The organism is Rhodanobacter sp. C01, assembly GCF_002001045.1.
Taxonomy (GTDB): domain Bacteria; phylum Pseudomonadota; class Gammaproteobacteria; order Xanthomonadales; family Rhodanobacteraceae; genus Rhodanobacter.
Genome location: NZ_MUNR01000010.1, coordinates 186,602 through 212,566 on the forward strand (window position 1 = coordinate 186,602; position 25,965 = coordinate 212,566).

Genomic DNA, 25,965 nt, shown 5'->3' on the forward strand with positions numbered 1-25,965 from the left:
CGCCGCGCACACGCCTCGCCGGATTCAGACGGCCAGATGGTCCAGTGCGTCGAGCAGGCTCTGCATGCGCGATTCCAGGTCCGGCTGCAGCGCAACGCGCTCGTTGTCAGCACGCTCTTCCAGGCTGTCCATCGCCATTTCGATCTGGCCAATCTCGATCATCAGATCATGGCGTGGATAAACCGGCTCGAAGTTGAAGTTCATGTCCATGGTATGTCCCCTTCGCATGGGTTCGTGTTGGTAAGCGGGAAGATGCATCGCCCGTGCCAATGTGTGATGTTCATCACAATCGATTCGCGATCCACATCGCGCGACTGACGCTGCACGTCATCTGCTGCCGCGGCCCGGCACAAACCCCCTTTTCAGTCACCCCTTGTTCACGCGTATTCGGTGAATATCCGTCCCTACGACGGGGCAGCGCTCGCTGTCTTTGCCAGCAGACTTCCGGTTTCTGGCGCTCGGCAATACGGTCATCCTGGATTCCCCCTGTTCCTGAGACCGCCGGGCGCCAGATCTATCAGCACAAGGCTCCGCGGCCGCCGCCGCGGGGCCTTGTCTTTTATGCTTCCGAAGGTCTGCCGACCGCACAAAAGGCGACGGCACCCCGAGGGGTGCCGTCTTGCTTCCTTTCCTGGTACGCGATCGAACCCCTGTCCGTTCGATCTCGGCGCGCGTGTTCGCGCAGCGTCTGCCCGTGAAAGTGCTGTCGGATTTAAGCATGGACCATGCCAGCCACCTCGATCCGCCGGCAAAGCTATTAATGGCGTTACCATGGCGCCCCGTTTTGTCACTTTTTGCACGCTCAGGTCAGTTCCATGCGCCATCCGACCCACTACGACGTCATCGTGATCGGCGGCGGCCACGCCGGCACCGAGGCCGCACTGGCGTCCGCACGTACCGGTGCACGCACCCTGCTGCTCAGCCACAACATCGAGACGATCGGCCAGATGAGCTGCAACCCAGCCATCGGCGGCATTGGCAAGGGTCACCTCGTCAAGGAGATCGACGCGCTCGGCGGTGCCATGGCGCAGGCAGCGGATCGCGCCGGCATCCAGTGGCGCACACTGAACGCGTCAAAGGGACCGGCCGTTCGCGCCACCCGCTGCCAGGCCGACCGTGCACTGTACAAGGCAGCGATCCGGCGCAGCGTGGAAACCCAGCCGAACCTGGAGTTGTTCCAGCAGGCCGTGGACGACCTGATCATCGAGCACGGCCGGGTCACCGGCGTGATGACCCAGATGGGCCTCTCGTTCGGTGCGAACGCGGTAGTGCTCACGGCAGGCACCTTCCTCGCCGGCAAGATCCATATCGGTCCGGCGCAGTACGCGGGTGGCCGTGCCGGCGATCCGCCGGCCAGCACGCTGGCGCAGAAACTCCGCGAACTGCCCGTGGCCGCCGATCGCCTGAAGACCGGTACGCCGCCGCGCATCGATCTGCGCAGCATCGATTTCAGCGAGCTGGAAGAGCAGACCGGCGACGACCCGGCGCCGGTGTTTTCCTATCTGGGTTTGCGTGCCGATCATCCACGCCAGGTCAGCTGCTGGATCACCCACACCAGCGAACGCACCCATGGACTGATCCGCGGCGCGCTCGACCGCTCGCCGCTGTACACCGGCCAGATCGAAGGCATCGGCCCGCGCTACTGCCCGTCGATCGAGGACAAGGTGGTGCGCTTCGCCGAGAAGTCCTCCCACCAGATCTTCATCGAACCGGAGGGGCTGGATACGTTCGAGATCTATCCGAACGGCATTTCCACCTCGCTGCCGTACGACGTGCAGCTGGCGCTGGTGCGTTCGATCAAGGGTTTCGAACATGCCCACATCACGCGACCCGGCTACGCGATCGAGTACGACTACTTCGATCCGCGCGGCCTGCATCCGTGGCTGGAGACGAAGGCGATTCCCGGCCTGTACTTCGCCGGCCAGATCAATGGCACCACCGGCTACGAGGAAGCCGGTGCACAGGGCCTGATCGCCGGGCTCAACGCGGCACTCGCCGTGCAAGGCAAGGTGCCGTGGTATCCGCGTCGCGACGAGGCGTATATCGGCGTGCTGATCGACGACCTCACCAGCAATGGCACGATCGAGCCATACCGCATGTTCACCTCGCGCGCCGAGTACCGGTTGCACCTGCGCGAGGACAACGCCGATTTGCGACTTACCGAGACTGGCCACGCACTTGGCGTGGTGCCGCAAGTGCGTTTTGACGCGCTGCGGGCGAAGCGCGAGGCGGTCGAGCGCGAAACGCAGCGCCTCGGCGCGCTGTGGGCCGCACCGAACAACGCGCTGGGCGCGGCCATCGAGCGCCAACTCGGCATCGCGGTGAGCCGCGAAACGAATGCTCTCGACCTGCTACGCCGGCCGGAGCTGGACTACGCGAAATTAACCAGCGTGCCCGGCCTCGGCCCCGCGGTGGAGCGCGAAGACGTCGCCACCCAGGTCGAGGTACAGACCAAGTATTCCGGCTATCTGGAACGCCAGCACGAGGAAATCGAGCGCCAGCGCCGGCATGAGCATACGGCGATTCCCGCCAGCTTCGACTACGACAAGGTGCGCGGCCTCTCCGCCGAAGTGCTGCTGAAACTGAAGCGCTCGCAGCCGGCGACGATCGGCCAGGCGGCGCGCGTCAGCGGCGTCACGCCGGCGGCGATCTCGCTGCTGCTGGTGCACCTGAAGCGCCACGCCGCCTGAGCCTCTTCCTTCCCACGCCACAGGGACTTGTGGCATGCAGCATCCGGCGGTACTCATGGCATCATGCCCACTTTGACCAGCATGGGGAGTGTGCACGATGGAAATCTGGATTGGTCGGGACGGCGAACGGCACGGCCCGTACAAGGAAGAGGACGTACGTCAGTGGCTGCGCAGTGGCCAGGTCAGCCGCGACGACCTGGCCTGGTACGAAGGCCTCGCCGACTGGCAGCCGCTGTCGGTGCTGTTTCCCGATGAAATGCGCAGCGCGCCGCCGCCGGTCAGCAATTCTTATTCAGCACCCACTGCGCCGCGGCAGGCGCTGCCGCAAACCACCGCTGCAGCACTGGAAGACTACGCCGGTTTCTGGAAGCGAGTGGGTGCCTATATCCTCGATGCGATCATTCTGTACCTGCCGAACATGCTCATCATGAAGGCCCTCGGTGGCGATGCGGCTCAAGCAGCGTTGAAGCAGGCGATGCTTGCCGCACCGGGTGATGCGCACGCAATGATGGCAGCCTATGGCCAGTTCTACTCGTCGATGGCAACTGCATCGCTGATCACCACCGTATTGGCATGGTTGTACTTTGCCTTGTGCGAAAGCTCGGCCTGGCAGGCCACCGTGGGCAAACTGGCCCTCGGTATCAGGGTCACCGACCTGCAGGGCAACCGGATCAGCTTCCCGCGCGCGCTGGGTCGCTATCCAGCCAAGATCCTCAGCGGCATCATCTTGTGCATCGGCTTTCTGATGGTCGCCTGGACCCAGCGCAAGCAGGGGCTGCACGACATGATCGCCAGCACCCTGGTGCTGAATGGCCGCGCCAGCGAATTCAAGCCGACGCAGGCTTCGCCTGGCAGCAGCAATTCGTTCAGCGCCTGATCCCGCGTTGTTCATCCACGGCGCCACGACTTGGTCGCGGCGCCGTTTTCGTTCGGGGCTCGCACGCGGCGATAAAGCTTCAAGCCCCTTGATATCATCACTGGCTTGATCTCATTCATCCGGCGCGGCGCGCCATCGCAAGGAACAGAAAGTCCCTCATGCTCAGCATCGAACAACGCATTGCCCACGACATCGCCGCCAAACCCGAACAGGTGCGTTCGGCGGTAGAGCTTCTTGATGGCGGCGCCACCGTGCCGTTCATCGCGCGCTACCGCAAGGAAGTCACCGGCGGTCTTGACGATACCCAGCTGCGCCTGCTGGAAGAGCAGCTGCATTACCTGCGTGAACTGGAGGACCGCCGCAGCGCGATCCTCGCCAGCATCGAGGAACAGGGCAAACTGAGCGATGCGCTGAAGGGCGACATCTTCGCTGCCGACACCAAGGCACGACTGGAAGATCTGTATCTGCCGTTCAAGCCGAAGCGGCGCACCAAGGCACAGATCGCGCGCGAAGCCGGGCTGGAACCACTGGCGCTGGGCCTGCGCGAGGATCCCACGCTGACGCCCGAGGCATTCGCTGAAAAGTTTGTCGACGCGGAGAAAGGCGTGGCCGACGTGCGCGCGGCGCTCGATGGCGCACGGGCGATCCTGATGGAATCGATCGCCGAGGACGCGCACCTGGTCGGCGAGCTGCGCGACTGGCTGTGGGCGCAGGGGCAGATCCGCGCCAAGCTGGTCGAAGGCAAGGAGAACGAGGGCGCGAAGTTCCGCGACTATTTCGACCATGTCGAACCGATCGGCAAGATTCCCTCACATCGCCTGCTGGCGCTGATGCGCGCGCGCAACGAAGGCATTATCGAGCTGGAACTCGCACCGGCTGCCGACAGCGAACAAGGCCACATCGAAGGCGAAGGTCGTGTCGCCGCCCGCGCCAATATCCACAACCGCGGCCGTGCTGCCGATGCGTGGCTGCGCGAAACCGTGCGGCTGACCTGGCGGGTGAAGCTGCACCTGCATCTCACCCTCGACCTGTTCGGCCGCGTGCGCGAAGGCGCCGAGGACGAGGCGATCCGCGTGTTCGGCGACAACCTCAAGGATCTGATGCTGGCCGCACCGGCTGGTGCGAAGACCGTGATGGGCCTCGATCCCGGCATCCGTACCGGCGTCAAGGTGGCGGTGGTCGATGCCACCGGCAAGCTGCTCGCCACCGATGTCATTTATCCGCACGAGCCACGCCGGCAGTGGAACGAATCCCTCGTGCAACTGGCGAAGCTGTGCAAGCAGCACGGTGTGGATCTGATCGCGATCGGCAACGGTACCGCCTCGCGCGAAACCGACAAGTTGACGGGTGAGCTGATCAAGAAGTTGCCCGACGCCAGGCTGTCGAAAGTGGTGGTAAGTGAAGCGGGCGCCTCAGTGTATTCCGCCTCGGAAATCGCAGCGAAGGAATTCCCCGCCCTCGACGTGAGCCTGCGTGGCGCCGTCTCCATCGCACGCCGACTGCAGGATCCGCTGGCCGAACTGGTGAAGATCGAGCCGAAGGCGATCGGCGTCGGTCAGTACCAGCACGACGTGAACCAGATCAAGCTGGCACGTGCGCTGGATGCGCGCGTCGAGGATTGCGTGAATGCGGTCGGCGTGGATGTGAATACCGCTTCCGCCGCCCTGCTGTCGCGCGTGGCCGGCCTCAGCGCCAGCGTCGCCGAGAACGTGGTGAAGCACCGTGACAGCAACGGCCCGTTCGCCAACCGCAAGGCACTGCTGAAAGTGCCGCGGCTCGGCGACAAGGCATTCGAGCAGTGCGCCGGCTTCCTGCGTGTGTCCAACGGCGACAACCCGCTGGACGCCAGCTCGGTACATCCGGAAGCCTACCCGGTGGTCGAACGGATCATCGCGCAGTGCGGCCGCGAGGTGCGCAACATCATCGGCGACAGCAGCTTCCTGCGCGGCCTGAAAGCCGAGCAGTTCACCGACGAGAAGTTTGGCGTGCCGACCGTGCGCGACATCCTGAAGGAGCTGGAAAAACCCGGCCGCGATCCGCGGCCGGAATTCGTCGCGCCGAGTTTTGCCGAAGGCGTCGAGGACGTGAAGGACCTCAGGCCCGGGATGATTCTCGAAGGTCGCGTCACCAATGTCGCCGCATTCGGTGCCTTCGTCGACATCGGCGTGCATCAGGATGGTCTGGTGCACGTCTCCGCGTTGTCGCACACCTTCGTCAAGGATCCACGCGACGCCGTGAAGGCCGGCGACATCGTCAAGGTGAAGGTGATGGAAGTGGACATCCCGCGTCAGCGCATAGGCCTGAGCATGCGGCTGGACGACGAACCTAGACAGGCGCGCGGCCGGCCGGGTGCAGACAAGGATGGCTCGCGCGGCCAGCCCGACTCGCGTCCTGCGCGCAGCGGCATCGGCAAGCCGTTGCCGGCAGCGGCCCCAAGCGGGAATGCTTTGGCCGAAGCTTTTGCGCGAGCCCGCAAGAACTGACGCAGGCAGATGGTGCGCATGACCATGCGCACCCGCACGTTTTCCGATAATGTGACGCCCCTGTTACGAGGCCCTGTCCGGGCCGCCTTTCCGGGGAGTCAACACATGCTTCGCAAGCGTCATCTGGTCTCGGCGATCGTCGCCGCCATGCTTCTGGCCACCACGGCACACGCTGCCGGGAGCGCGCCGTTCGACAACGTCGTGGTGTTCGGCGACAGCCTGAGCGATACCGGTCAGTTCTTCTCCACCTCGCTCAACGAATACTCCAAGTTCACCACCAATCCGGGAGAAGTGGCCGTGCAGATCGTTGCCGGTCATTACGGCTTCAACCTGCAGCCGTCGCGCGTCGGTGGCAGCGACTATGCCTACGGTGGTGCGGGCGTGATCACGGATGACGACGGTCCGGATCCCTCGATCCCGACCATCACCCAGCAGGTCACCGGCTATCTCGCCAACGGCGCCAAAGCCGATCCGCACAGCCTGTACATGGTCTGGGGTGGCGCGAACGACATCTTCTACCACTCCACCGAATACGGCATTGGCACGATCTTTCCGGGGGCCGGGGAGACCGAGGCACAGGCGACCGCCAACATCAATGCGGCCGCCACGCAGGAACTGGTGCTGATCAACCAGCTCAAGCAGGCGGGCGCCAACTATGTGGTGGTGTTCAACCTGCCCAATATCGGAGATACGCCCTCGGCACATGCGGACGAGGCGCTGGTGCCGGGCATCAGCAGTTTCCTCACCGGCGTGTCGCAGTCCTACAACCAGACGCTCAACGCCGGGCTGGGCTCGAACACGCTGGGAGTCAACACCTACGCCTTGTTCGAACAGGTCGTGGCCGATCCCGCCAAGTACGGCTTCACCAACATCAGCACGCCAGCCTGCACCACGTCGAGCTCGCATGACTGCGATGGCAGCACCCTGGTCGCTCCGGGTGCGGATCAGACCTACCTGTTCGCCGACGGCGTGCACCCGACCACGGCCGCACACGCGATGCTGGCGCAAGTGGTGCTGTCCGAGCTGGCTGCTCCCGGTCAGATCTCGCTGCTCGGCGAGGCACCGCTGGCCTCGTCCACCGAACAGACCGGTGTCCTGCGCGCCCAGATGATGAAGGACAGCCTGGGTGCCACCCAGCGCGCCTTCGTCAATATCGACTACGCACAGCAGCGCTTCGACGGCAGCAGCAGTTCGCCACAGACCAGCAGCAACAACGTGAACCTCACGCTCGGCGGCGACATGCAGTTCGGCAGCAACCTGTCGGGCGGCATCGCTCTTGGCGTGGCACACAACAATGCCGGCGTATCCGGCGGTGGCGGCTACACGCTGAAGGACTACTCCGGGCTGGCTTATCTCACCTACCACGCTGGCGGCGGTTATGCCGGCGGTTATGCCAGCTATGGCAAATCCAGCTTCGACGACATCAACCGCAACTTTCAGGTCGGTGCCGCGAACGTCGCTGAAACCGGCAGCACCGACGGCTCGCATCGTGGCGTCGGCCTGACCGGTGGCTGGTGGTTCGATGTCGGCAGCAGTCTCAAGACCGGCCCGTACGCGAACCTGGAATGGCAGGACATCGATGTCGACAGCTACCACGAGGCCGGTAGCGACGCGACCGCCATGTGGTTCGGCAGCCAGCACCGCCAGGCACTGATCTCCTCCCTGGGATGGCGCCTGCAGGGGCAGTGGCAGGTCAACAACCTGGTCATGACGCCGTATGCCGAACTGGCCTGGAACCGTGACAGCAAGGCCGACCCGCGCGAGATCAGTACCGGCCTGAACACCATGAACGGCTCATTCGCGCTGGCCGGCTTCGTGCCGGACAAGACCTGGGGTACTGCCAGCATCGGCCTGTCCGCCCAGCTCACTCCCAGCGTCACCAGCTGGATCGGCTACGAGGGCCACTTCAGCGACAGCAGCCAGCGCTACAACAGCGTCAATCTGGGTTTCAAGATCGGCTTCTGATCCACGCTGGCGGCACAGCGAAAAGGCCGTCCACTTTCGTGGACGGCCTTTTCGTATCCGGAGTACGGCCGAGCCGGCTTACTTGTTCTTGCCACCGGTGGCCAGGTTCAGAATGTCCAGTGCCTGCTTGTGCAACTTCGCCGCCGTATCGTCGTCGAGCGTCTGCACGTCGGTGCCGACCTGATGCTGCTTCAACACCAGCGTACCGTCATCGCTCCAGCCAGCGCGATCGATCGCACTCGGCTTCGCTCCGCTGCTGGCCATCGTCTTCTGTTCGATCGCCCACGGCTTGCCATCTTTGTAGGCGTAATCGGTACTGGTGAAGCCCTTGTCGCCGTAGTCGACCAGTTCGCGGATGAACTGGATCTGGCCCGCCTGACGGAACACCTGCCAGCCACGCGAGGCATTCGGATCGAGCTTGGTGCCGTGGCTCATCTTCATCCCACCGAGCTGCTTCTGATCGTCGATGAACGCGGCGAGCACTTTCTCGCCCGGCGTCTGCTCAGCCACCAGTTCGATCGCCACACCGTCATTCTTCTCGCCCTTGGCAAGCACCGGGGCCTGGATCTTCATCACGTAATGACGCTCGCCATCGGTCAGGGTGGCTTGCACCACGTACAGGTCACCCGACTTCACCTCGGCCGGATTGAAGCTCAGCTGGAACGGCTGTGGGAAAGTACCGGCCGGCGACGTCTTGCTTGCAAGCGGGGCAGAACCCGCTGCCCCGGCCGACACGTCGACCAGGTTGATCAGCAGTTGGGCGGTGGCCGACGGCGGGGTGTCTCCGCGTACCGTGATCGTGCCGCTCACTTCATTGGCGACCTTGGTGGCCGCTGCCGTGTCCGCAGAGCTGGAGGAAGCCGCGCCGGTATCCGTCGACTGCGACGGGGAAGAAGCATTGTTGCAACCGGCCAGGGCCAGTGCTGCAACCGACATCAGCGACAAAACCGTCTTGCGCATGGGAAAACCTCATAAACGTGAAAGCAAGCACGAAAGCTGTCAGGCGCCTGTGCGCCGCAACTCTACGCGGGGGAAGCTCCAAGCATAGCCCAAAAAGAGCAGTGCGGAAAAGTCAATCCATCCAATGACCTACCATGCGCAAGCGTACGCAGGTTCTTGCACAGCCTTGGCCGCCTGTCTCCTGCTCGGTCGCACCACGAACCGACCGGAATCCGAAGAGCAGAATCAACTGCGTCGCAGCGCCCTGTACGCAATGTCACGCCGGCAGAAGACGCCGTCATAGCGAATCTGCCCGACAGCCCTATAGGCCTGCTCGCGGGCAGCGGCAATGTCGCGGCCCAGCGCGCATACGGTCAACACGCGACCGCCTGCGGTGACAGCACGGCCATGCCCATCAAGCTGGGTACCCGCATGGAAAACCTTGGTATCGCTGTCGGTGACTGCATCCAGACCCTCGATCACGTCACCGCTGCGCACCTTGCCGGGATAGCCTTCGGCCGCCAGCACCACGCCGATCGCCGGGCGCGGATCCCAGCGCGCCGTCGTGTCCTTCAACCGGCCGTCCAGCGCGGCGTCGATCAGTTCAACCAGATCGGATTTCAGACGCAGCATGATCGGTTGCGTCTCCGGATCGCCGAAGCGCACGTTGAACTCGATCACCTTCGGGTTGCCGGCCTTGTCGATCATCAGGCCCGCGTACAGGAAGCCGATGAAGGGGGCTCCTTCGACGGCCATGCCATGCAGGGTCGGCTCGATCACTTGCTTCAGGATGCGCTGCTCGACCTCAGGCGTGACCACCGGTGCCGGCGAGTACGCACCCATGCCACCGGTATTCGGGCCGAGATCGCCCTCGTCACGTCGCTTGTGATCCTGACTCGAAGCCATCGGCAGCGCATGGCTGCCATCGCTCATCACAATGTAGCTGGCCTCCTCGCCGTCGAGGAACTCCTCGATCACCACCCGCGCCGAGGCATCACCGAAGCTGTGCGCGCCAAGCATGTCGTGCAGCGCCAGCTCGGCATCGGCCAGGGTCAGTGCGACCACCACGCCCTTGCCCGCAGCGAGGCCGTCGGCCTTGATCACGATCGGCGCGCCATGCTGGCGCACGTAGGCCAGGGCCGGATTCAGATCGGTGAACACGGCATAACGGGCGGTGGGAATGTTGTGTCGCTGCAGGAAATCCTTGGCGAACGCCTTGGAACCCTCCAGCTGCGCGGCGATGGCGCGCGGGCCGAAGATGCGCAGGCCGGCAGCGCGGAAACGATCGACCACGCCGGCCACCAGGGGCACCTCGGGGCCGACCACGGTCAGGCCGACCTTCTCGCTCTTGGCCAGTTGCAGCAGGCCGTCGATATCGCCCATCGCGACATCGGCATTGCGCACACCGCGCTCATGCGCCGTGCCGGCATTGCCGGGAGCCACGATCACCTCGTCGACCTGCGACGACTGCCTGAGCTTCCACGCCAACGCGTGTTCGCGTCCGCCGCTGCCGATCACCAGAACCTTCATGCCTGCACTCCGAGAACCACTCATGCGCCACGCGACGCAGGCGCGCATTGTAGCGGCTGCGACGGATCAGCCGCGCAGCATCCGATGGTTTCCCGGCCTTCAGTCGTGATGCTGCAAAAGCTCCAGCAGCGCCGCCCGCGGCAACTTGCCGGTCTCGTTGCGTGGCAGAGCCGTCACCAGGCGCAGTGGCCGTGGCAGGAACAGCGGGTCGATCGCACGACGCAACGCATCGAGGATGACGTGTTCGTCCAGCCCCGGCGCCACCGCCAGCGCAGCAATCCGGTGCACATCGAGTGCATCGCCGCCATCGAGCTGGAACACCACCCCGTCCCGCACACCCGGGATCGCCAGCAGACGACGGGTGAGGTCGCCGAGCGAAGCACGCTTGCCGGCGATCTCCAACATGTCCGCATGACGGCCGCGCAGGCGGAAGCGGCGCCCACCGTCGGACAGACTGACGATATCGGCCAACGTGATCGGCACCTCCAGTTGGGGTGCCTCGACGGCGGTGCCGTCCGGCTGTGGATGAAGGAAAACGTCGTCATACAGCAGCCAGTCCTCGTCCACAGTGGGACGCCGACTGGCGAAAACGCAAGTCTCGGTGGAGCCGAATACCTCCAGCAGCGGAGTGCCGAAGCACCTTTCAGCAGCCTGTGCCAGCTCGACTGGCAGCGGTGCGGTCGCCGAAACCATCGCGGCAATCGCTGGCAGCGCAATGCCGGATTCAACCAGCGCACGCAGATGCACCGGCGTGGTCACCAGCACCCGCGGCGGCGGCACCGCAGCCAGTGCAGCCGCTACATCGGCCGGGAAGAACGGCCGCCCGGCATGGATGCCGGCGCCACCGAGCAACGGCAGCAACACTGACATCTCCATGCCGTACATGTGCTGGGACGGCACCGTGGCAACCACCGTGAAATGCTCTCCGACGGCCGCCTGCAGCATCGCCAGATTGCCCGCATTGCTGGCGTGAAAACTCTGCCAGGTCTTCCTGTTCGCGCTGGGCACCCCGGTGGAACCGGAGGTATAACCGATCGCCACCACCTGATTGGCGGGAATCATCGGCCACGGTGCGTCCACTTCGGACAGCGGCGCGGACTCAAGCACCGGAAGGCGGTAATACCCATGCGGCGCCGGAGCCAGCGCCTGTTCGCCCAGCGCATAGCAGCCCGGGTGTGCCGCCATCACCTCATCCACCGCCTGCGGCGCACGCGAGGAGGGCAGCAGGTTGGTCTGCCCGCGCAGCACGATCGCGCAAAACGCGACCAGGAAGGCGTAACGGTCCTCACACAGGTTCACGGCAGCGGTGGCCGCGGGCAACTCGGCCGCCACGACACGCACATGCGCCAGAAACTGTGCGGCACTCACTGCATGACCATCGCGCCACGCCAGCACCCGCGCAGAGTCGATCGCGCTCAGCAACGGCAGGCGCGCCGGCGCCTCAAGCTGATAGGTGTCGTAAACGATCGCCACGCGCTGTCTCCCTAGCTATTCGATGCCTTGCGTCGGGATACAGCATCGCGCCAGCCAATGAACGCCGACGTGAATGGCGAAGACTGTCGTCCCGCAACGGTTCAGCTGTCGCGTGGCGATTTTCGACCCGTGGCGTTCCCCTGGACGCTTAACCACGGATGATAGCGCCCGACAAGGCGTCGCGGATCATCGTGGGGCTGCCTTGGCCGCCCAGTGGGGCATCCAGCACCCCATCCAGCGCATCGCCGAAGTAATCCCTCACGGTCCGCGCCGCGCGCGCCGGCGGCTGGCCATGCGGATTCGCGCTGGTCGACACCAGCGCACCGTCAAAGGCCCGGCACAAGGCAGCAGCAGGCTCATGCGCGGTGACCCGCAGCGCAATACCCGCATGTGCACCGGCGACCCATGCCGGTACCTCTGCCGAGCGCGGGAACACCCAGGTGTGCGGCCCCGGCCAGCTGCTCCGCACCTGCTGCATCACCGCTGCGGGTACGTCGGCCAGTTCGATGTAACGCTCGACTTGGGCAAGATCGGCGGCGATCAGCAGCACGCCCTGCGTCGACGGGCGCTGCTTCAGGGCAAACAATCGTTCGAAGGCCTCGCGATCCTGCGGATCGCAGCCGAGGCCGAACACCGCCTCGGTCGGATAGGCCAGCACGCCACCCCCACGCAGCAGCCGGGCAGCGGCATCGAGATCGGCGAGGGTGAAGCTGCGCAGCACTCAGGCCTCGGCTTTGCTGGCAGCGGCCTTCCTGGTTGCCGCCTTCTTGGTGGCTACCTTCTTCGTTGCGGTCTTTTTCGTGGCTGTCTTTTTGGTCGGCGTTTTCTTGACGGCGGACTTCTTCGCCGCTGCTGCCGACTTCTTCACTGCGGCTTTCTTGGTGGCCGTCTTTTTGGCCGCTGTCTTCTTGCCGAAACGGCCCTTGCGCACCGGTGCTGCGGCAAGCAATTCGAGGCACTGCGCCTCGGTCAACTCCTTCGGCTCCTGCTCCTTCGGGATGCGCGCGTTCTTCTCGCCGTCGGTGATGTAGGCGCCGTAGCGACCGTTCAGCACCTGCACGCCGTTACCGAAATCGAGGATCAGCCGGTTCGCCAGCATCTCCAGCTTTTCCTGCACGATCTGCAACGCGCGCGGCAGCTCGATCGTGTACGGATCGTCCTCGGCCTTGAGCGAGGCATAGGTGCTGCCCTGCTTCACGAACGGACCGAAGCGGCCGATAGCCACGCTGACTTCATCGCCGTTTTCCGCCTGGCCGAGCTGACGCGGCAGCTTGAACAACTCCAGCGCCTCGGCCAGATTGATCGTGTGCATGCTCTGGCCGGGGCGCAACGAGGCGAACTGCAGCTTCTCGTCGCTGTCCTTGTCGCCGATCGCGGCATAGGGCCCGAACCGGCCCAGTCGCACGAACACCGGCTTGCCGGTTTTCGGATCGGTGCCCAGTTCACGCGCACCGGTCGCCTCGCTACGGTCGACCGACTCGGCCTTCTCGTCCACCTGCTGCTTGAATGGCAGCCAGAAACGCTCCATCAACGGCACCCAGGCCTCTTCGCCTCGGCTCACCGCATCCAGTTCGTCTTCCATCTTCGCGGTGAAGTCGTAATCGACGTACCGGGTGAAATGCTGGGTAAGGAACTTGCTGACCGCCCGGCCGACGTCGCTGGGTTTGAAGCGGCGGCTGTCGAGGAATACGTATTCGCGGTTCTGCAGCACCTGGATGATGCTGGCGTAGGTCGATGGGCGGCCGATACCGTGCTCTTCCAGCGCCTTGACCAGGCTTGCCTCGGAGTAGCGCGGCGGCGGTTCGGTGAAATGCTGGTCGGCCACGATCTCGTGTAACGGGACCGCCTCGCCCTTCTCCAGTCGCGGCAGCCGACGGCCTTCGTCGTCCTCCTCACTCTTCTGGTCATGCCCCTCTTCGTACACCGCAAGAAAGCCGGGATCGACCACCGTGGTGCCGCTGGCGCGGAACGAGGCATCGCCCCCGGCGACATCGGGCACCGCAAACTCCACCGACACCGTGTTCAAGGTGGCGTGGATCATCTGGCAGGCGACCGTACGCTTCCAGATCAGCTCGTACAGCTTGCGCTGGTCATCGTTGAGAAAGGCAGCGACCGATTTCGGCGTGTACATCGCCGAGGTCGGGCGAATCGCCTCGTGCGCCTCCTGGGCATTCTTCGACTTGGTCTTGTACACCTGCGGTGCGTCCGGCAGTGCGTGACCACCGAAATCGCGGGCGATCAGCTGGCGCAATTCGGCCACCGCATCGTCACCGAGCATGGTCGAGTCGGTACGCATGTAGGTGACCAGGCCGACGTTGCCGTCGCTGCCCAGCGCCACGCCCTCATACAAGCCCTGCGCCACTTTCATCGTGCGGCTGGTGGTGAAGCCGAGCTTGCGCGCGGCCTCCTGCTGCAGGGTGGATGTGGTGAACGGCGCAGCCGGACGGCGCTTGCGTTCCTTCGAACTGACGTCGCTGACGGTAAGACGGCCACGTGCGGCCTGCGTCAGGGCGTCACGGGCGGCTTGCGCGTCCGTTTCATTGGTGAGATCGAATTGCTCGAATTTCTTGCCGTTGAGCTTGCTCAGCCGCGCCGTGAAATCGCCGTCGGCGTGCTTCAGCTGCGCCTCGATCGTCCAGTACTCGCGTGCATTGAACGCCTCGATCTCTTCCTCGCGCTCGACGATCATGCGTAGCGCGGGTGACTGCACGCGGCCGGCGGAAAGTCCTCGCTGCACCTTGCGCCACAGTACCGGCGACAGGTTGAAGCCGACCAGGTAATCCAGCGCGCGTCGCGCCTGTTGCGCGTCGACCAGATCGTGCGAGAGCTGGCGCGGCGCCGCCACCGCGGCCTTGATCGCCTTTGGCGTGATTTCGGAAAACACCACGCGGTGCAGTTGCTTGCCCTTGGTCAGGCCGCGCTCCTTCAGGATCTCGCTGATGTGCCAGCTGATCGCCTCGCCTTCGCGATCCAAGTCGGTCGCGAGATAGATGTCGTCAGCAAGCTTGGCTGCCTTGGCGATGGCGTCGACGTGCTTCTCGTTGCGCTCGATCACCTCGTAGGCCATGGTGAAACCGTGTTCGGTGTCGACCGCGCCCTCCTTCGGCTTCAGGTCACGCACGTGACCGTAGGAGGCGAGAACCTGAAAGTCCTTGCCAAGATATTTGTTGATCGTCTTGGCCTTGGCCGGTGATTCGACGATGAGCAGGTTTTTTGCCATGAAGCAGGATTTCCGGAAGCGAATCACCGGCGCTTGCGGCGCCGGACATATATATAGTTGAAACCACGTCGTGCCAGCGGCTGTCAAGCCCGAGCCATCCGTCAACGCACTCCGGTCCATGCGGACAGGCACGCTCAATCATGCAGCGATCCTGTCGGCAGCCGCTGGTAGCGATTGCCCGGCAGGCTTTCGATCATGCCCTCCAGTTCCAGCATCAACAACATCGAAGACACCGCCGCCGCAGACTGGCCGCCGCGCTGGACAAGTTCGTCCAACGTCGCCGGATCATGGCCAAGTTCAGCCAACAGCTGCTGATACTCCGGATCGACAGACCATCGGGAAGAGCTGACCGAACCGTACACTGCGGGCCTTTCCGCGGACTGTCCCGGCTCGCCGCCCACGGCCAGCCGCAGAGCCAGTTCGCTGCCCAGCATGCGTGCTGCCGGTGTCAGTGCTTCGATGATCTCGGTGGCGTTCTCCACCAGCCGTGCACCTTCGCGAATCAGGCGATGGCAACCACGGGCAAGTGGATTATGGATGGAACCGGGCAGCGCGAATACTTCGCGCCCCTGCTCGACGGCCAGCCGCGCGGTGATCAGCGAGCCCGACTGGAGCCCGGCCTCGATCACCAGCGTGCCCAGCGACAGACCGGCGATGAGCCGGTTGCGCCGCGGGAAGTGATCGGCCCGCGCTGGTGTGCCGGGTGGAAACTCGCTGACCAGCGCACCCTGCTCGGTGATACGCCGGGCCAGTGCATGATGCTTGCGCGGATATACCCGATCCGGCCCGGTACCGATCACCGCCAGCGTTGCTGCGCCGGCATCCAGCGCCGCCGCATGGGCGGCACCGTCGACACCATCGGCCATGCCGCTGGTGATCACGAAACCGGCCTGCGCCAGCGCACCGGCAAATGCGCGGGCATGCGTCAGTCCGGCCATGCTGGCGCTGCGCGCGCCGACGATGGCGACCTGTGGATGGAGCAGCAGGCTGGCATCGCCCGCCACGAACAGCGCGGCCGGCGGCTGCGGAATGTTTTCCAGCTGCGGCGGGAAATCCGCTTCGGTGCAGCACAGCAGTCGGTGGCCTGGCACGGCCAGCCATGCAAGGTCGGCCGTGAGCTGGGACTCGTCCGGCTGCGCCAGCCACGCCTGCGCCGGCTCGCCAAGCGATGCGGCCTGGGACCGCAACTGTCCCAGAACGGCCTCGATGTCGCCACTGGCCGCGGCCAGGCGCTCGCGCAGGCCGCCGGGACCCAGCCCAGGTGTGCGCAAGGCGACCAGCCACGCGCGCAGTTCATCCATGACGTTCATGCCTTGCAGTTTAAGGAGCTGGCGCAAACGAAAACGGCGCGGTGTTGGCCGCGCCGTGCTGTAGGAAAGAGCCGATACCGACCCGGATCAGTCCGGTGCGCGCAGGTGCCCGCCGATATGTACCGGGCGCAGGCCGTCCATGATCAGGCCATAGCTGACCCGGTCGAACGTACGGAACACCATCACGTGGGCGACGTATTCGTCCGGCAGCTTGACCGTCTTGCCGATGCCCCGGTTCCAGCTGTTGCTGGCGACATCGTCGTGGATGGTTTCGCCGGGCTCGTAGATGGAGAACGTCTGCCCATTGTCGACCCCGTCCCTGGCGCCGATCGACAGCAGGATCACCTGGCGCGAACCGGCTGCGTCCATCGCATCGGCAAACCCGATCACATTGGCATTGGGCGGCACCGACTTCGGTGGGTGCGGATAGAAGTACGGATCGTATGGCGTGTCGTCGACCGGCATGATGCGATCGCCGCTACGGATTTCCATGGTCGAATCGAGCAGCAACAGGGTCGACGGATCTCCCATGCGCAGCGTCTCGGCCGTGCCGATCACGCTGACTTCGACGCCAAGATCGGCGCCACGACCATGATGCCCGTCGCCAACCTCGACGCCGAGCTGGGCGTTGCCGCCGTAGTGCCCGTAGTTCTCGTCATCCTCGCGCCAGGGGGCATTCACCATCGCCGCATCGCTGTCCAGCTGGTGACCGACCAGATCGGCCTTGGCCGGATCGTTCTGGTCGAAGCCGCGGAACACATGGGTCGGCCGCACGATTGCCCAGCGCTGACCCGGTGCACCCTGCAGGCCGCGCACATAGATGTTCTGACCCACCGTGCCACGCAGACGCGCTTCCTCGAGGCCGACCACATACGGTGCCGAGCTGACGGCATTGGAATCCATCACCCGCATGTCCTTGAGGAACATCTTCAGCTCGGACAACGGAATCGCCGGCACGGCATCGCCTTCGCGATGCACACTCGGCTCCAGCCCCAGGCGCGGACCGTTGATGAAGGACAGGTTGAGCACGTCGCCCGGATAGATCAGGTGCGGATTGCGTACCTGGGGATTGGCCTGCCAGATTTCCGGCCATAGCCACGGCTTGGACAGGAATTTGGCGGAGATGGCCCAGAGCGTGTCGCCCCGGCGCACGGTATAGCTGTCGGGGTGATCGGCTCGCAGTTGCGCGCCCGCTGCGTACACGGCCACGGTGACCAGCATGCCGGCCACCAACACGAATAGCTTTCTGATCATTGGTGGGAATCCCCCTTCCCCAGAGCTCGGTCGAGTGTAACCGAATGGTTAACGTGCGCAACAGGTTTCAGTTGGCAAAAATCGTCTGCGCTCGGATGTTTGCCGACGTACAATAAGGCACATTCTAGATCGCGCCCGGGGGTGGTTTTTACCAAACCGCCCGCATTTTCGGCGCCGAGGCAAAATCCATGTCCGTACTTTCCATCCTTGAATTCCCAGACCCCCGCTTGCGTACCCGCGCCGAACCCGTGCGCGTGTTCGATGCCGAACTGAAACAGTTCGTCGCCGACCTGTTCGAAACCATGTACGACGCCAATGGCGTCGGACTGGCGGCGACCCAAGTCAATGTGCACCAGCGCGTGCTGGTGGCCGACATGAGCGATGACCGCAAGCAGCCGCTGGCCCTGATCAATGCGCAGATCCTCGAAAAGGACGGCTCGCAGGTCTATCAGGAAGGTTGCCTGTCGTTTCCCGGCCTGTATGCCGATGTCACCCGCGCGCTGAAGGTGAAGGTCAAGGCGCAGGATGTCGACGGCAAGGAAATCATCGTCGAGGCGGAAGGCCCGCTGGCCGTATGCATCCAGCATGAGCTGGATCACCTGGACGGCAAGGTGTTCGTCGACTACCTGTCGTCACTGAAGCGCGCGCTGTTGCTGAAACGGCTCGACAAGCAGCGCAAACAGGCGGCGAGTGCTTGAATAGTCCAGGTTTGCGACTGGTCTTCGCCGGCACCCCGGAGTTTTCCGTCCCCTGCCTCGAAGCCTGCCGTGCCAGCGACGCCGAGGTGGTGGCCGTGTATACCCAGCCCGATCGCCCCGCGGGCCGCGGCCGCAAACTCACCCCGAGTCCGGTCAAGCAGGCCGCGCTGGCGGCCGGCATTGCGGTTGAACAGCCCGAGTCGCTGAAATCCGCCGAGGCGCAACAGACGCTGGCGGCGTACCAACCCGACCTATTGGTGGTGGTCGCCTACGGCCTGATCCTGCCGCGGAAGGTGCTGGCAATTCCACGCCTGGGCTGCTGGAACGTGCACGCCAGCCTGCTGCCACGCTGGCGTGGCGCCGCGCCGATCCAGCGCGCGATCCTTGCTGGCGACAGCGAAAGTGGCGTCGACCTGATGCAAATGGAAGCCGGCCTCGATACCGGTCCGGTCCTGCTGGAACGACGCACCCCGATTGCCCACGCGGACACCGGCGGCTCGCTGCACGATCGCCTGTCCGCGCTTGGCGCCGACGTGCTCGCCGAAGGCCTGCGCCGGGTACTGGCTGGCGAGACGCTGGCCGCCACGCCGCAGCCGGATGCCGGTGTCCTGTATGCGCACAAGCTGGACAAGGCCGAAGCGAAACTTGATTTCAGCAAGCCGGCGCTCGAACTGGAACACCAGGTGCGCGCCTTCGATCCGTGGCCGGTCGCCGAAGGCGAGATCGCGGGCGAGTCGCTGCGGATCTGGGCCGCACAGGCGATCGAACGCGATCGCCATGCCGCACCTGGCGAGGTGATCGCCGCCGGCCGTGATGGCATCGATCTCGCCTGCGGCCACGGCGCGCTGCGCGTCACCGCACTGCAGCGCGCCGGCGGCAAGCGCATTAGCGCGATCGACTACCTCAACGCGCGCCCCGAACTGCGCCAGCTCCGATGAAAAATGTTCCGATGAAGCACGCCCGATGAAAACCGATACCCGCGCGCTTGCCGCCAAGGGTCTGGCCGAAGTCGCCCTGCGTGGCGCCTCGCTGCGCGACGTGATGGAGCGCAACGCGCCACGACTCAGCGATCCACGCGATCGCGCCCTGCTGATGGCCCTGCTCAGCGAAGGCGCCCGCTGGTGGCTGCGCTTCGACGCCGCGATCGACGGCCTGCTGGAGAAATCCCTGCGCCACAAGGATCCGGCGATCCACGCCCTGCTGGTGCTGGGTCTGGTCCAGCTGGAAATCCTCGAGCTGCAGGATTATGCGGCGGTGGCGGCCACGGTCGAGGCGGTGCGCGCGCTGCAGCGGCCGCAACTGGCCGGACTGGTCAACGCCGTGCTGCGCCGCTGGCAACGCGAGCGCGAGACCCTGATCGCCAAGCTCGATGCCAAGCCGCAGACTCGCCACGCACATCCGGCGTGGCTGGCCGCGGCACTGCAACGCGACTGGCCCGAACAGGCCGAGGCGGTGATGACCGCCGACAACCGCGAACCGCCACTGATGCTGCGTATCAATCACCAGCGCAGCGAACGGCAGGCCTTGATCGAGCGGCTACAGACTACCGGCCAGGTGGCCACGGCCCATCCCTGGTTGAGTGATGCCCTGGTGCTGCCGCACAGCACCGACATCACCCGCCTGCCCGGTTTCGAGGATGGCCTGTTTGCGGTACAGGACGGTGCCGCGCAGGTGGCTCCCGACTTGGCCGACCTCAAGGATGGACTGCGCGTACTCGACGCCTGCGCCGCGCCCGGTGGCAAGGCCTGCCATCTGCTGGAACGCGCCGATATCGACCTGACCGCGCTGGAGTTCGACCCCACGCGAGCCGAACGCATCCGCCAGAACCTGATGCGGCTGCGACTGAATGCCAAGCTGGTGATCGGCGACGCCGGCGCGCCGAAAGGCTGGTGGAAAGGCCAGCCTTTCGATCGCATTCTGATCGACGCACCCTGCTCGGCCACCGGTGTGTTGCGCCGTCGGCCCGATGTCCGCCTGCATCGGCGTGAAAGCGACATCGCCGCCATGCACGTGCAGCAGCGGCGAATTCTTTCAGCGCTGTGGCCACTGCTGGCCCCTGGCGGTCGGTTGCTCTACATCACCTGTTCCGTGCTGCGTACGGAGAACGAGGCGATCGTCAGCGAACTGCTTGCCACCCAGCCCGATGCACAGGCGGTGGCATTCACGTTGCCGACAGGCCACGCCGCTTCGGTGGGCTGGCAGATCCTGCCTGGCGAGGGCGACCTCGACGGCATGTATTACGCAGTGCTGCAGAAGCGCCCCTAAGCCAATCCTCAGCGGGCCACGGAACTCTGTTTGACATCTCTTTGACATCTCTGCGTTCGCGCCGAGTTTCCGGGCGCCGGGCTATGCTTGGCCAGCCTGATCGTCCTTACTTTGCTGATGACTGAAACCGCCGAACCGTGAAACATCGCTCCCCCGTGTCCCACGCCCGCCCGTTGTGGTTGCGCAACGCCCGCCAGGAGTTGTTCCTGTTCGGCGTGTTTGCGCTGCTGCTGCTCGGCCTCGGCATTGGCCTGCGCGATCCGTGGCCGTCCGACGAGCCGCGCTTCGCACTGGTCGCACAATGGATGGTCGAGCACGGGCAGTGGCTGTTCCCGCACCGCGGCCATGAGCTGTATCCGGACAAGCCGCCCGTGTTCATGTGGCTGCAGGCACTCGGCTACCTTCTGGTGCGCAACTGGCGGATCGCGTTCCTGCTGCCGTCGCTGGCCGCCGCGCTGGGCGCGCTGGCGCTGGTCTACGATCTCGCGCGCCGGCTGTGGAATCACCGCAGCGCCCTGCTTGCCGCAGCCACGCTGCTGGTCACGATTCATTTCAGCTATCAGATGCGCAACGCGCAGATCGACCCGCTACTTCTGGGCTGGATCACCCTGGCCAATTACGGATTGCTGCGTCACTTGCTGCTGGGTCCGTCCTGGCGCTGGTTTGCCGCAGGCTGCTTCTTTGCCGGCGTTGGCGTGGCGACCAAGGGTGTTGGCGTACTGGCCTTGCTGATGCTTGTCCCCTACCTGGTTGCACGCCGTGGTCACTGGCATCAACTGGCGCTGCCGCACGGCGGCTGGCGCTGGGCTGGTGGACTGATGCTGTTCCTGCTGCCGATCCTGGCGTGGCTGCTGCCGATGCTGCTGGTCGCGCGCGCCGACGGCGATCCGCAGCATGCCGAATATGTGCAGAACATCCTGTTCGGGCAGACCGTGCATCGCTACGCCACGCCGACCGGGCATATCCATTCGCCGTTCTATTTTCTCGGCATCATCGTGGTCGACTGGTTGCCGCTATCGCTGCTCTTGCCCTGGGCGCTGCCGGCATGGTGGCGTCGGCTGAAACGACGCGACGCGCGCTTCCTGCTGCCGTTGGGCTGGATCGTGCTGGTACTGCTGTTCTTTTCATTCAGTCCCGGCAAGCGTGATGTATACATCCTGCCGGCACTCCCGATCACCGCGCTGGCGCTGGCACCGCTGCTGCCCGGCCTGTTGCGCAAACAAGGCGTGCGCGTGGCGGTGTTTGCACTGACCCTGTTGCTGGCCATGGCGCTGACCGCCGCTGCGTCGCTGGCGCTACACGCGCATCCGAAATGGGCGATCCAGCTGGAACAAAGCCTGGACCCGAAGATCTGGTGGCTGTTCCTGAGCATGGGCATAGCCGGCCTGCTGATCGCCGCGTTCACGCGGCTGCGGTACGCGCCGCTGGGCTGGCTGCTGTTCGCTTTCGTCCTGTGGGGCATGTACGGTCTGTGGGGTTACCCGATGCTCAACGGTGACCGCTCGGCGCGCGACGTGATGCTGCACGCACGCGCCATCGCCGGACCTGACGCAAGCATCGGCCTGCTCGCCTGGAAGGAACAGAACCTGCTCATGGCACAGGGGCCGGTCACCGAATTCGGCTTCCTGAGACCGTGGCCGCAGCAATACGCCGAGGCAATCAGCTGGCTTCAGCAAGATCCTGCGAATCGCTGGATCTTCGGCCTCGACGATTCCATGGGGGCCTGCGTGGATCGTCATCATGCCATTCATGTCGGCCGCGCCAATCGCCGCGAGTGGTGGATGTTCAGGATCGATGCGGTGGTCCCCGGCTGCACCCCTCGCATGAGCGAAAATGCCGACGACAACACTGAATACTGAGGATGGGCCCTTTGCAGGAAGCATTGCCGCTCTCTAAAATCACAGATGTTTGTGGCCCCACGTTGAGCCCTGCGTCGGCCAGCATGTCAGTCACCGCGTATGTCTGCAGGTGACCCCGATGAACACCCACGCCAGCCGCCTCACCCGCATGCGCGACGCGATGTCCGCCGCAGGGCGATGGTGCGCCGTCGCCAGTCTTTTTGTTGTACCTCTGAACAAGCCTGCCACCAATGTCGCGATTGGGCTGACCCTGATCTTCTCGTTGCTGGGCACTGACGTGCGCCGGCGGTGGCTGGCGGCCGCGCGCCATCCAGTGGCGCAGGGTGCCCTGCTCTGGTGGGCTGTGCTGATGCTGAGCGCGCTGCACACCTGGTACGCCACTTCCACGCTGCCGTTGGGTGGCTCCTTTGTGTGGGCGTGCTGGTATCCCCTGGTGCTGGGCTCGCTGCTGCAGACATCGTCATGGCGCCGTCGTGCACTTGTCGCCTTTGCGCTGGCCGTGGGACTGGTGTTGCTGATCTCCTGTGGCATGGATCTGGGCCTGATTTCCCAGCGTTCGCTGGTCCACTCAGATCCGACCATGCGCAATACCGTGTTCAAGGAATACACCCAGCAAGGCGTGGCTTTTCTTGTTTTCGGATCGATGGCGATGGCCATGGCCATCAGCACACGATCCACAAATCGAAGGATTCTCTACTCAGCGGCCGCCCTGTTGGCGCTGTGCAACATCGTGTGGATGCTCGAAAGCCGTACCGCCTATGTGACGCTCATTCCGCTGCTGGGGTACTGGGTCTGGCGAATCTTCCTCAAGGGTCGCCCGATCTTGCGCTCCGCGATGATTTCTTGCGCCTTGGCGGTCGCAGCTCTGGCCATCGTATGGTTCACGCCGCCTGTGCGGGAACGGCTTGTCGTATCGGTCACGCATGAGGCCGAACTCTATGCCAGCCAACGGACACCCACTTCCACCGGCATTCGCCTTGAACTTTGGCGGCGCACGCTTCCGATCATTGCCGCCGCTCCGGTATTCGGTCACGGCCTTGAACAATGGGCGCCACTGTATCGCCGGTCGATCGAGGGACTCCCGAATTTCAAGGCCTTCCTGATGGGGCATCCACACCAGGAAATGCTGCTTATCGTGGCAGAACAGGGATTTGCAGGTCTGCTGGTTTATCTGTTGTTACTGATAGCGCTGGCACGCTACACGGCGCGCCTGGGTCAGCCTGAGCGGGATATCTATGCCTGCATCATGTTGATCTATCTGACCGCGGGGCTCGTGAACTGCCTCTGGGACGATTTCTCACATCGTCATCTGTTCATTCTTTTGCTGGCTTGCATTCCACTGATCGAGAGACCCGCGTCACGTCAAGGCGCCGCGATGACCAACACGCTCCATTCATGATTGCTGCGTTACAAATAGGCCAAAGATGATAACCAGCTTTCGCTCGCAAGCACGCTGCCTTTGCCTGCCGACACCAGAAAACAGGCATCGATGCAAAACTCCCAAGTCAGGATGATGCTCATGGGGAATCAGGACGAGACGCAAATGAGACCTCGATGATGGATAGCTCTCTCTTCGAACAAGTGACGATCATTTGTGTCACCTATCAGAGCCGGACCCTGATCGAGTCCCTCGCTGACACCTTGCGGCCCTTTCCCCATGTACTGGTGATCGACAATGCCAGCCAGGACGGCACGGTTTCGGCCGTACGCAAATGGCTGCCCCATGCCAGGATCATCGAACGAACGGACAACGGTGGCTTCGGCAAGGCCAACAATGAAGCCCTAGCCCAGGTTCGCACTCCGCTTGCCTTGTTGCTCAATCCCGATTGCAGCATCGAGCCCGACGGACTGGTGACTCTGATGGATACGCTGCGCCGCTATCCTTCCGCGGGCGTCGTGGCGCCGCAAAGCTGGCGAAACGGCCAGAAGCCGCAGAAATGCTTTCGTCCTGCCTTTTACGAACCTCCGCTGAAAACTCCTTATCAGGTGGCGGATGCGACCTGCTCCGCGCAATGGCTGCATGGCTGCTGCCTGCTGATGCGGACGGACGCGTTCCGTCATGTCGGTGGGTTTGACGAAAGGTTTTTCCTGTTTTACGAAGATGATGATCTGTGCCTGCGCTTACAGAGGGCCGGCTTTGAATGCCTGCTTGAACCAGCAGCCAGTGCACGGCATGCCGGAGGGGTATCTTCCGCACCCAGCCTGAAAGTCAGCTTCACGAGATCCTTTCACTACGCGCGCTCGCGCCATCTGGCCATTCGCAAATACCTGGGCAATGGCGCCGGCAGGCGCTATCTCATCAAGATCATGCTGGCCGCCGTGCCGCTCACACTGGTCTACGCAATGCTGCTCCAGCGCAGGCATTTCATCAAATGGGTCGCATGGGGTTATTCGGCAACGGCATCTGCGCTTGCGCGTGACCCGGCCCTCGGCAGCGGCTTCGTAAAGGCCACCCCAGAGTCACCACGCGTCGCTCCTCCCCGAACCCGATCGGCACGGACGTAACGCGGCCCCATGGATCGCCGGGATGCGGCTCTGGTTCGACTATTTCGGCATTGAACGAAGGTCGGCCGGTGCAGTGATGAATTCGGCCAGATGCTGATCAAGGCCGAGTTCACAACGGATCAGTTGGCGCGTCCGCGTGTCGTCCACGATGCGGTCATTCGGATTGTCGACGATGTGCTTGCGGGTGGGATGGTGCAAATGCACTGCCAGCGCGCTGAAGCGAAGATCGCTCCGAAGCAGGCCGGCATGGAAGGCACGGGCCGCCAGCTCGGTATCCTCGCGGCCCCAGCCGGTCATTGCCTCATTGAAGCCGTTGACGCGCAGCAGGTCGTCGCGCCAGAACGCCATGTTGCAGCTCTTGATGCCGCGACGCTTGGTGCTTGGACGGGCATACCAGCGCGCCAGCAGCGGCATGTGCAGCGTATGCCGCCGTCGCTCGATGCCTCGGCTGAAAAAGCCCGGCATGACCAGATCGTGTTCCAGCAGGTGCCGGGTCAGTCCCGCATCGGTCAGCACGCGCGAGCCCTGCGCGAAACAGCCGCGGCGCGCGAACGCGTGGTGATCGGCGATGAAGTGCCGCTCGACCACCATGTCACCATCGAGCAGGATGATGTAATCGCCCTGCGCGGCGGCGATCGCGCGATTGCGTGCCCGGCTCATGCGCGCACCATCGTCCGGTTGCCACAAATGCACCAGACGCACCGGATAGTCCCGCGCTACGCATTCCAGAAGTTCGCGCGTCGCCGGCTGCGAGCCATCGTCGGTGACGATCACCTCGAAAGGCAGCTCACTCTGCACCGCCAGCGCACGCAACACTAGTTCCAGCGCCGCAGGCCAGTTGTAGGTGATCACGGCGACACTGATGCGCATCGCCACAGCCTCCCCGCGCATGGCATC

At 64.2% G+C, this 25,965-nt stretch carries 19 protein-coding genes; 10 read left to right on the plus strand and 9 right to left on the minus strand.

What is annotated here, in order from left to right; genetic code table 11:
• Positions 1-24: 24 nt before the first annotated feature.
• The gene (locus B0E50_RS08345; protein ID WP_077440725.1) at positions 25-210 is read right to left on the minus strand and encodes a hypothetical protein; all 186 of its coding nucleotides are present in this window, start codon (positions 208-210) and stop codon (positions 25-27) included.
• Between the two features lie 605 nt (positions 211-815).
• Here B0E50_RS08345 and mnmG point away from each other — a divergent pair.
• From mnmG to B0E50_RS08365, 4 genes are all read left to right on the plus strand, one after another.
• Positions 816-2,690: a tRNA uridine-5-carboxymethylaminomethyl(34) synthesis enzyme MnmG gene (mnmG, locus tag B0E50_RS08350; RefSeq protein ID WP_077440899.1), complete on the plus strand. Its 1,875-nt coding sequence runs from the start codon at positions 816-818 to the stop codon at positions 2,688-2,690.
• 97 nt (positions 2,691-2,787) lie between these two features.
• A complete protein-coding gene (locus B0E50_RS08355) occupies positions 2,788-3,567 on the plus strand; it encodes an RDD family protein (RefSeq protein ID WP_077440726.1) in 780 nt (259 codons plus the stop codon).
• A gap of 158 nt (positions 3,568-3,725) precedes the next feature.
• Entirely contained in the window at positions 3,726-6,050 is a 2,325-nt protein-coding gene (locus tag B0E50_RS08360) for a Tex family protein (protein ID WP_077440727.1), read from the plus strand.
• A gap of 105 nt (positions 6,051-6,155) precedes the next feature.
• Positions 6,156-8,015, plus strand: a complete 1,860-nt coding sequence (locus B0E50_RS08365) for an autotransporter domain-containing protein (RefSeq protein WP_077440728.1) — start codon at positions 6,156-6,158, stop codon at positions 8,013-8,015.
• Between the two features lie 78 nt (positions 8,016-8,093).
• Here B0E50_RS08365 and B0E50_RS08370 read toward each other — a convergent pair whose 3' ends face one another.
• The 7 genes from B0E50_RS08370 to B0E50_RS08400 all read right to left on the minus strand — a co-directional run bounded on the left by B0E50_RS08370 (position 8,094) and on the right by B0E50_RS08400 (position 17,741).
• The gene (locus tag B0E50_RS08370; RefSeq protein ID WP_077440729.1) at positions 8,094-8,975 is read right to left on the minus strand and encodes a YbaY family lipoprotein; all 882 of its coding nucleotides are present in this window, start codon (positions 8,973-8,975) and stop codon (positions 8,094-8,096) included.
• A 225-nt stretch (positions 8,976-9,200) separates the two neighbouring features.
• Positions 9,201-10,484, minus strand: coding sequence for a phosphoribosylamine--glycine ligase (purD, locus tag B0E50_RS08375; protein ID WP_077440730.1), 1,284 nt, complete (start codon positions 10,482-10,484; stop codon positions 9,201-9,203).
• Between the two features lie 99 nt (positions 10,485-10,583).
• Positions 10,584-11,957 carry an AMP-binding protein gene (locus tag B0E50_RS08380; RefSeq protein WP_077440731.1) on the minus strand — a complete coding sequence of 458 codons (1,374 nt, stop codon included), beginning with the start codon at positions 11,955-11,957 and terminating at the stop codon, positions 10,584-10,586.
• A gap of 148 nt (positions 11,958-12,105) precedes the next feature.
• On the minus strand, positions 12,106-12,678 hold the full coding sequence (locus B0E50_RS08385) for a Sua5/YciO/YrdC/YwlC family protein (protein WP_077440732.1): 573 nt from the start codon (positions 12,676-12,678) through the stop codon (positions 12,106-12,108).
• Complete coding sequence (locus B0E50_RS08390) at positions 12,679-15,177, minus strand: DNA topoisomerase I (protein ID WP_077440733.1); 2,499 nt, start codon at positions 15,175-15,177, stop codon at positions 12,679-12,681.
• Positions 15,178-15,311: 134 nt separating this feature from the next.
• Positions 15,312-16,487, minus strand: a complete 1,176-nt coding sequence (gene dprA / locus B0E50_RS08395) for a DNA-processing protein DprA (protein WP_077440734.1) — start codon at positions 16,485-16,487, stop codon at positions 15,312-15,314.
• Between the two features lie 87 nt (positions 16,488-16,574).
• A complete protein-coding gene (locus tag B0E50_RS08400) occupies positions 16,575-17,741 on the minus strand; it encodes a LysM domain-containing protein (protein WP_077440735.1) in 1,167 nt (388 codons plus the stop codon).
• A 188-nt stretch (positions 17,742-17,929) separates the two neighbouring features.
• On the opposite strand from B0E50_RS08400, the gene def reads away from it, so the two are divergent.
• The 6 genes from def (at position 17,930) to B0E50_RS08430 (ending at position 25,068) form a co-directional block, all read left to right on the plus strand.
• The gene (gene def, locus B0E50_RS08405) at positions 17,930-18,439 is read left to right on the plus strand and encodes a peptide deformylase (RefSeq protein WP_077440736.1); all 510 of its coding nucleotides are present in this window, start codon (positions 17,930-17,932) and stop codon (positions 18,437-18,439) included.
• Positions 18,436-19,377 (plus strand): methionyl-tRNA formyltransferase, encoded by a 942-nt coding sequence (fmt, locus tag B0E50_RS08410; protein WP_077440737.1) that lies wholly within the window; start codon positions 18,436-18,438, stop codon positions 19,375-19,377. Before def ends, fmt begins: the two co-directional genes overlap by 4 nt.
• Before the next feature lie 25 nt (positions 19,378-19,402).
• A complete protein-coding gene (rsmB, locus tag B0E50_RS08415) occupies positions 19,403-20,704 on the plus strand; it encodes a 16S rRNA (cytosine(967)-C(5))-methyltransferase RsmB (protein ID WP_077440738.1) in 1,302 nt (433 codons plus the stop codon).
• 155 nt (positions 20,705-20,859) lie between these two features.
• A complete protein-coding gene (locus B0E50_RS08420) occupies positions 20,860-22,563 on the plus strand; it encodes a glycosyltransferase family 39 protein (RefSeq protein ID WP_254427215.1) in 1,704 nt (567 codons plus the stop codon).
• A 118-nt stretch (positions 22,564-22,681) separates the two neighbouring features.
• Positions 22,682-23,962 (plus strand): O-antigen ligase family protein, encoded by a 1,281-nt coding sequence (locus B0E50_RS08425; RefSeq protein WP_077440740.1) that lies wholly within the window; start codon positions 22,682-22,684, stop codon positions 23,960-23,962.
• A 155-nt stretch (positions 23,963-24,117) separates the two neighbouring features.
• Positions 24,118-25,068: a glycosyltransferase family 2 protein gene (locus B0E50_RS08430; protein WP_077440741.1), complete on the plus strand. Its 951-nt coding sequence runs from the start codon at positions 24,118-24,120 to the stop codon at positions 25,066-25,068.
• 39 nt (positions 25,069-25,107) lie between these two features.
• On the opposite strand, the gene B0E50_RS08435 is transcribed toward B0E50_RS08430, so the two are convergent.
• The gene (locus B0E50_RS08435; protein ID WP_077440900.1) at positions 25,108-25,938 is read right to left on the minus strand and encodes a glycosyltransferase; all 831 of its coding nucleotides are present in this window, start codon (positions 25,936-25,938) and stop codon (positions 25,108-25,110) included.
• Positions 25,939-25,965 lie beyond the last annotated feature (27 nt).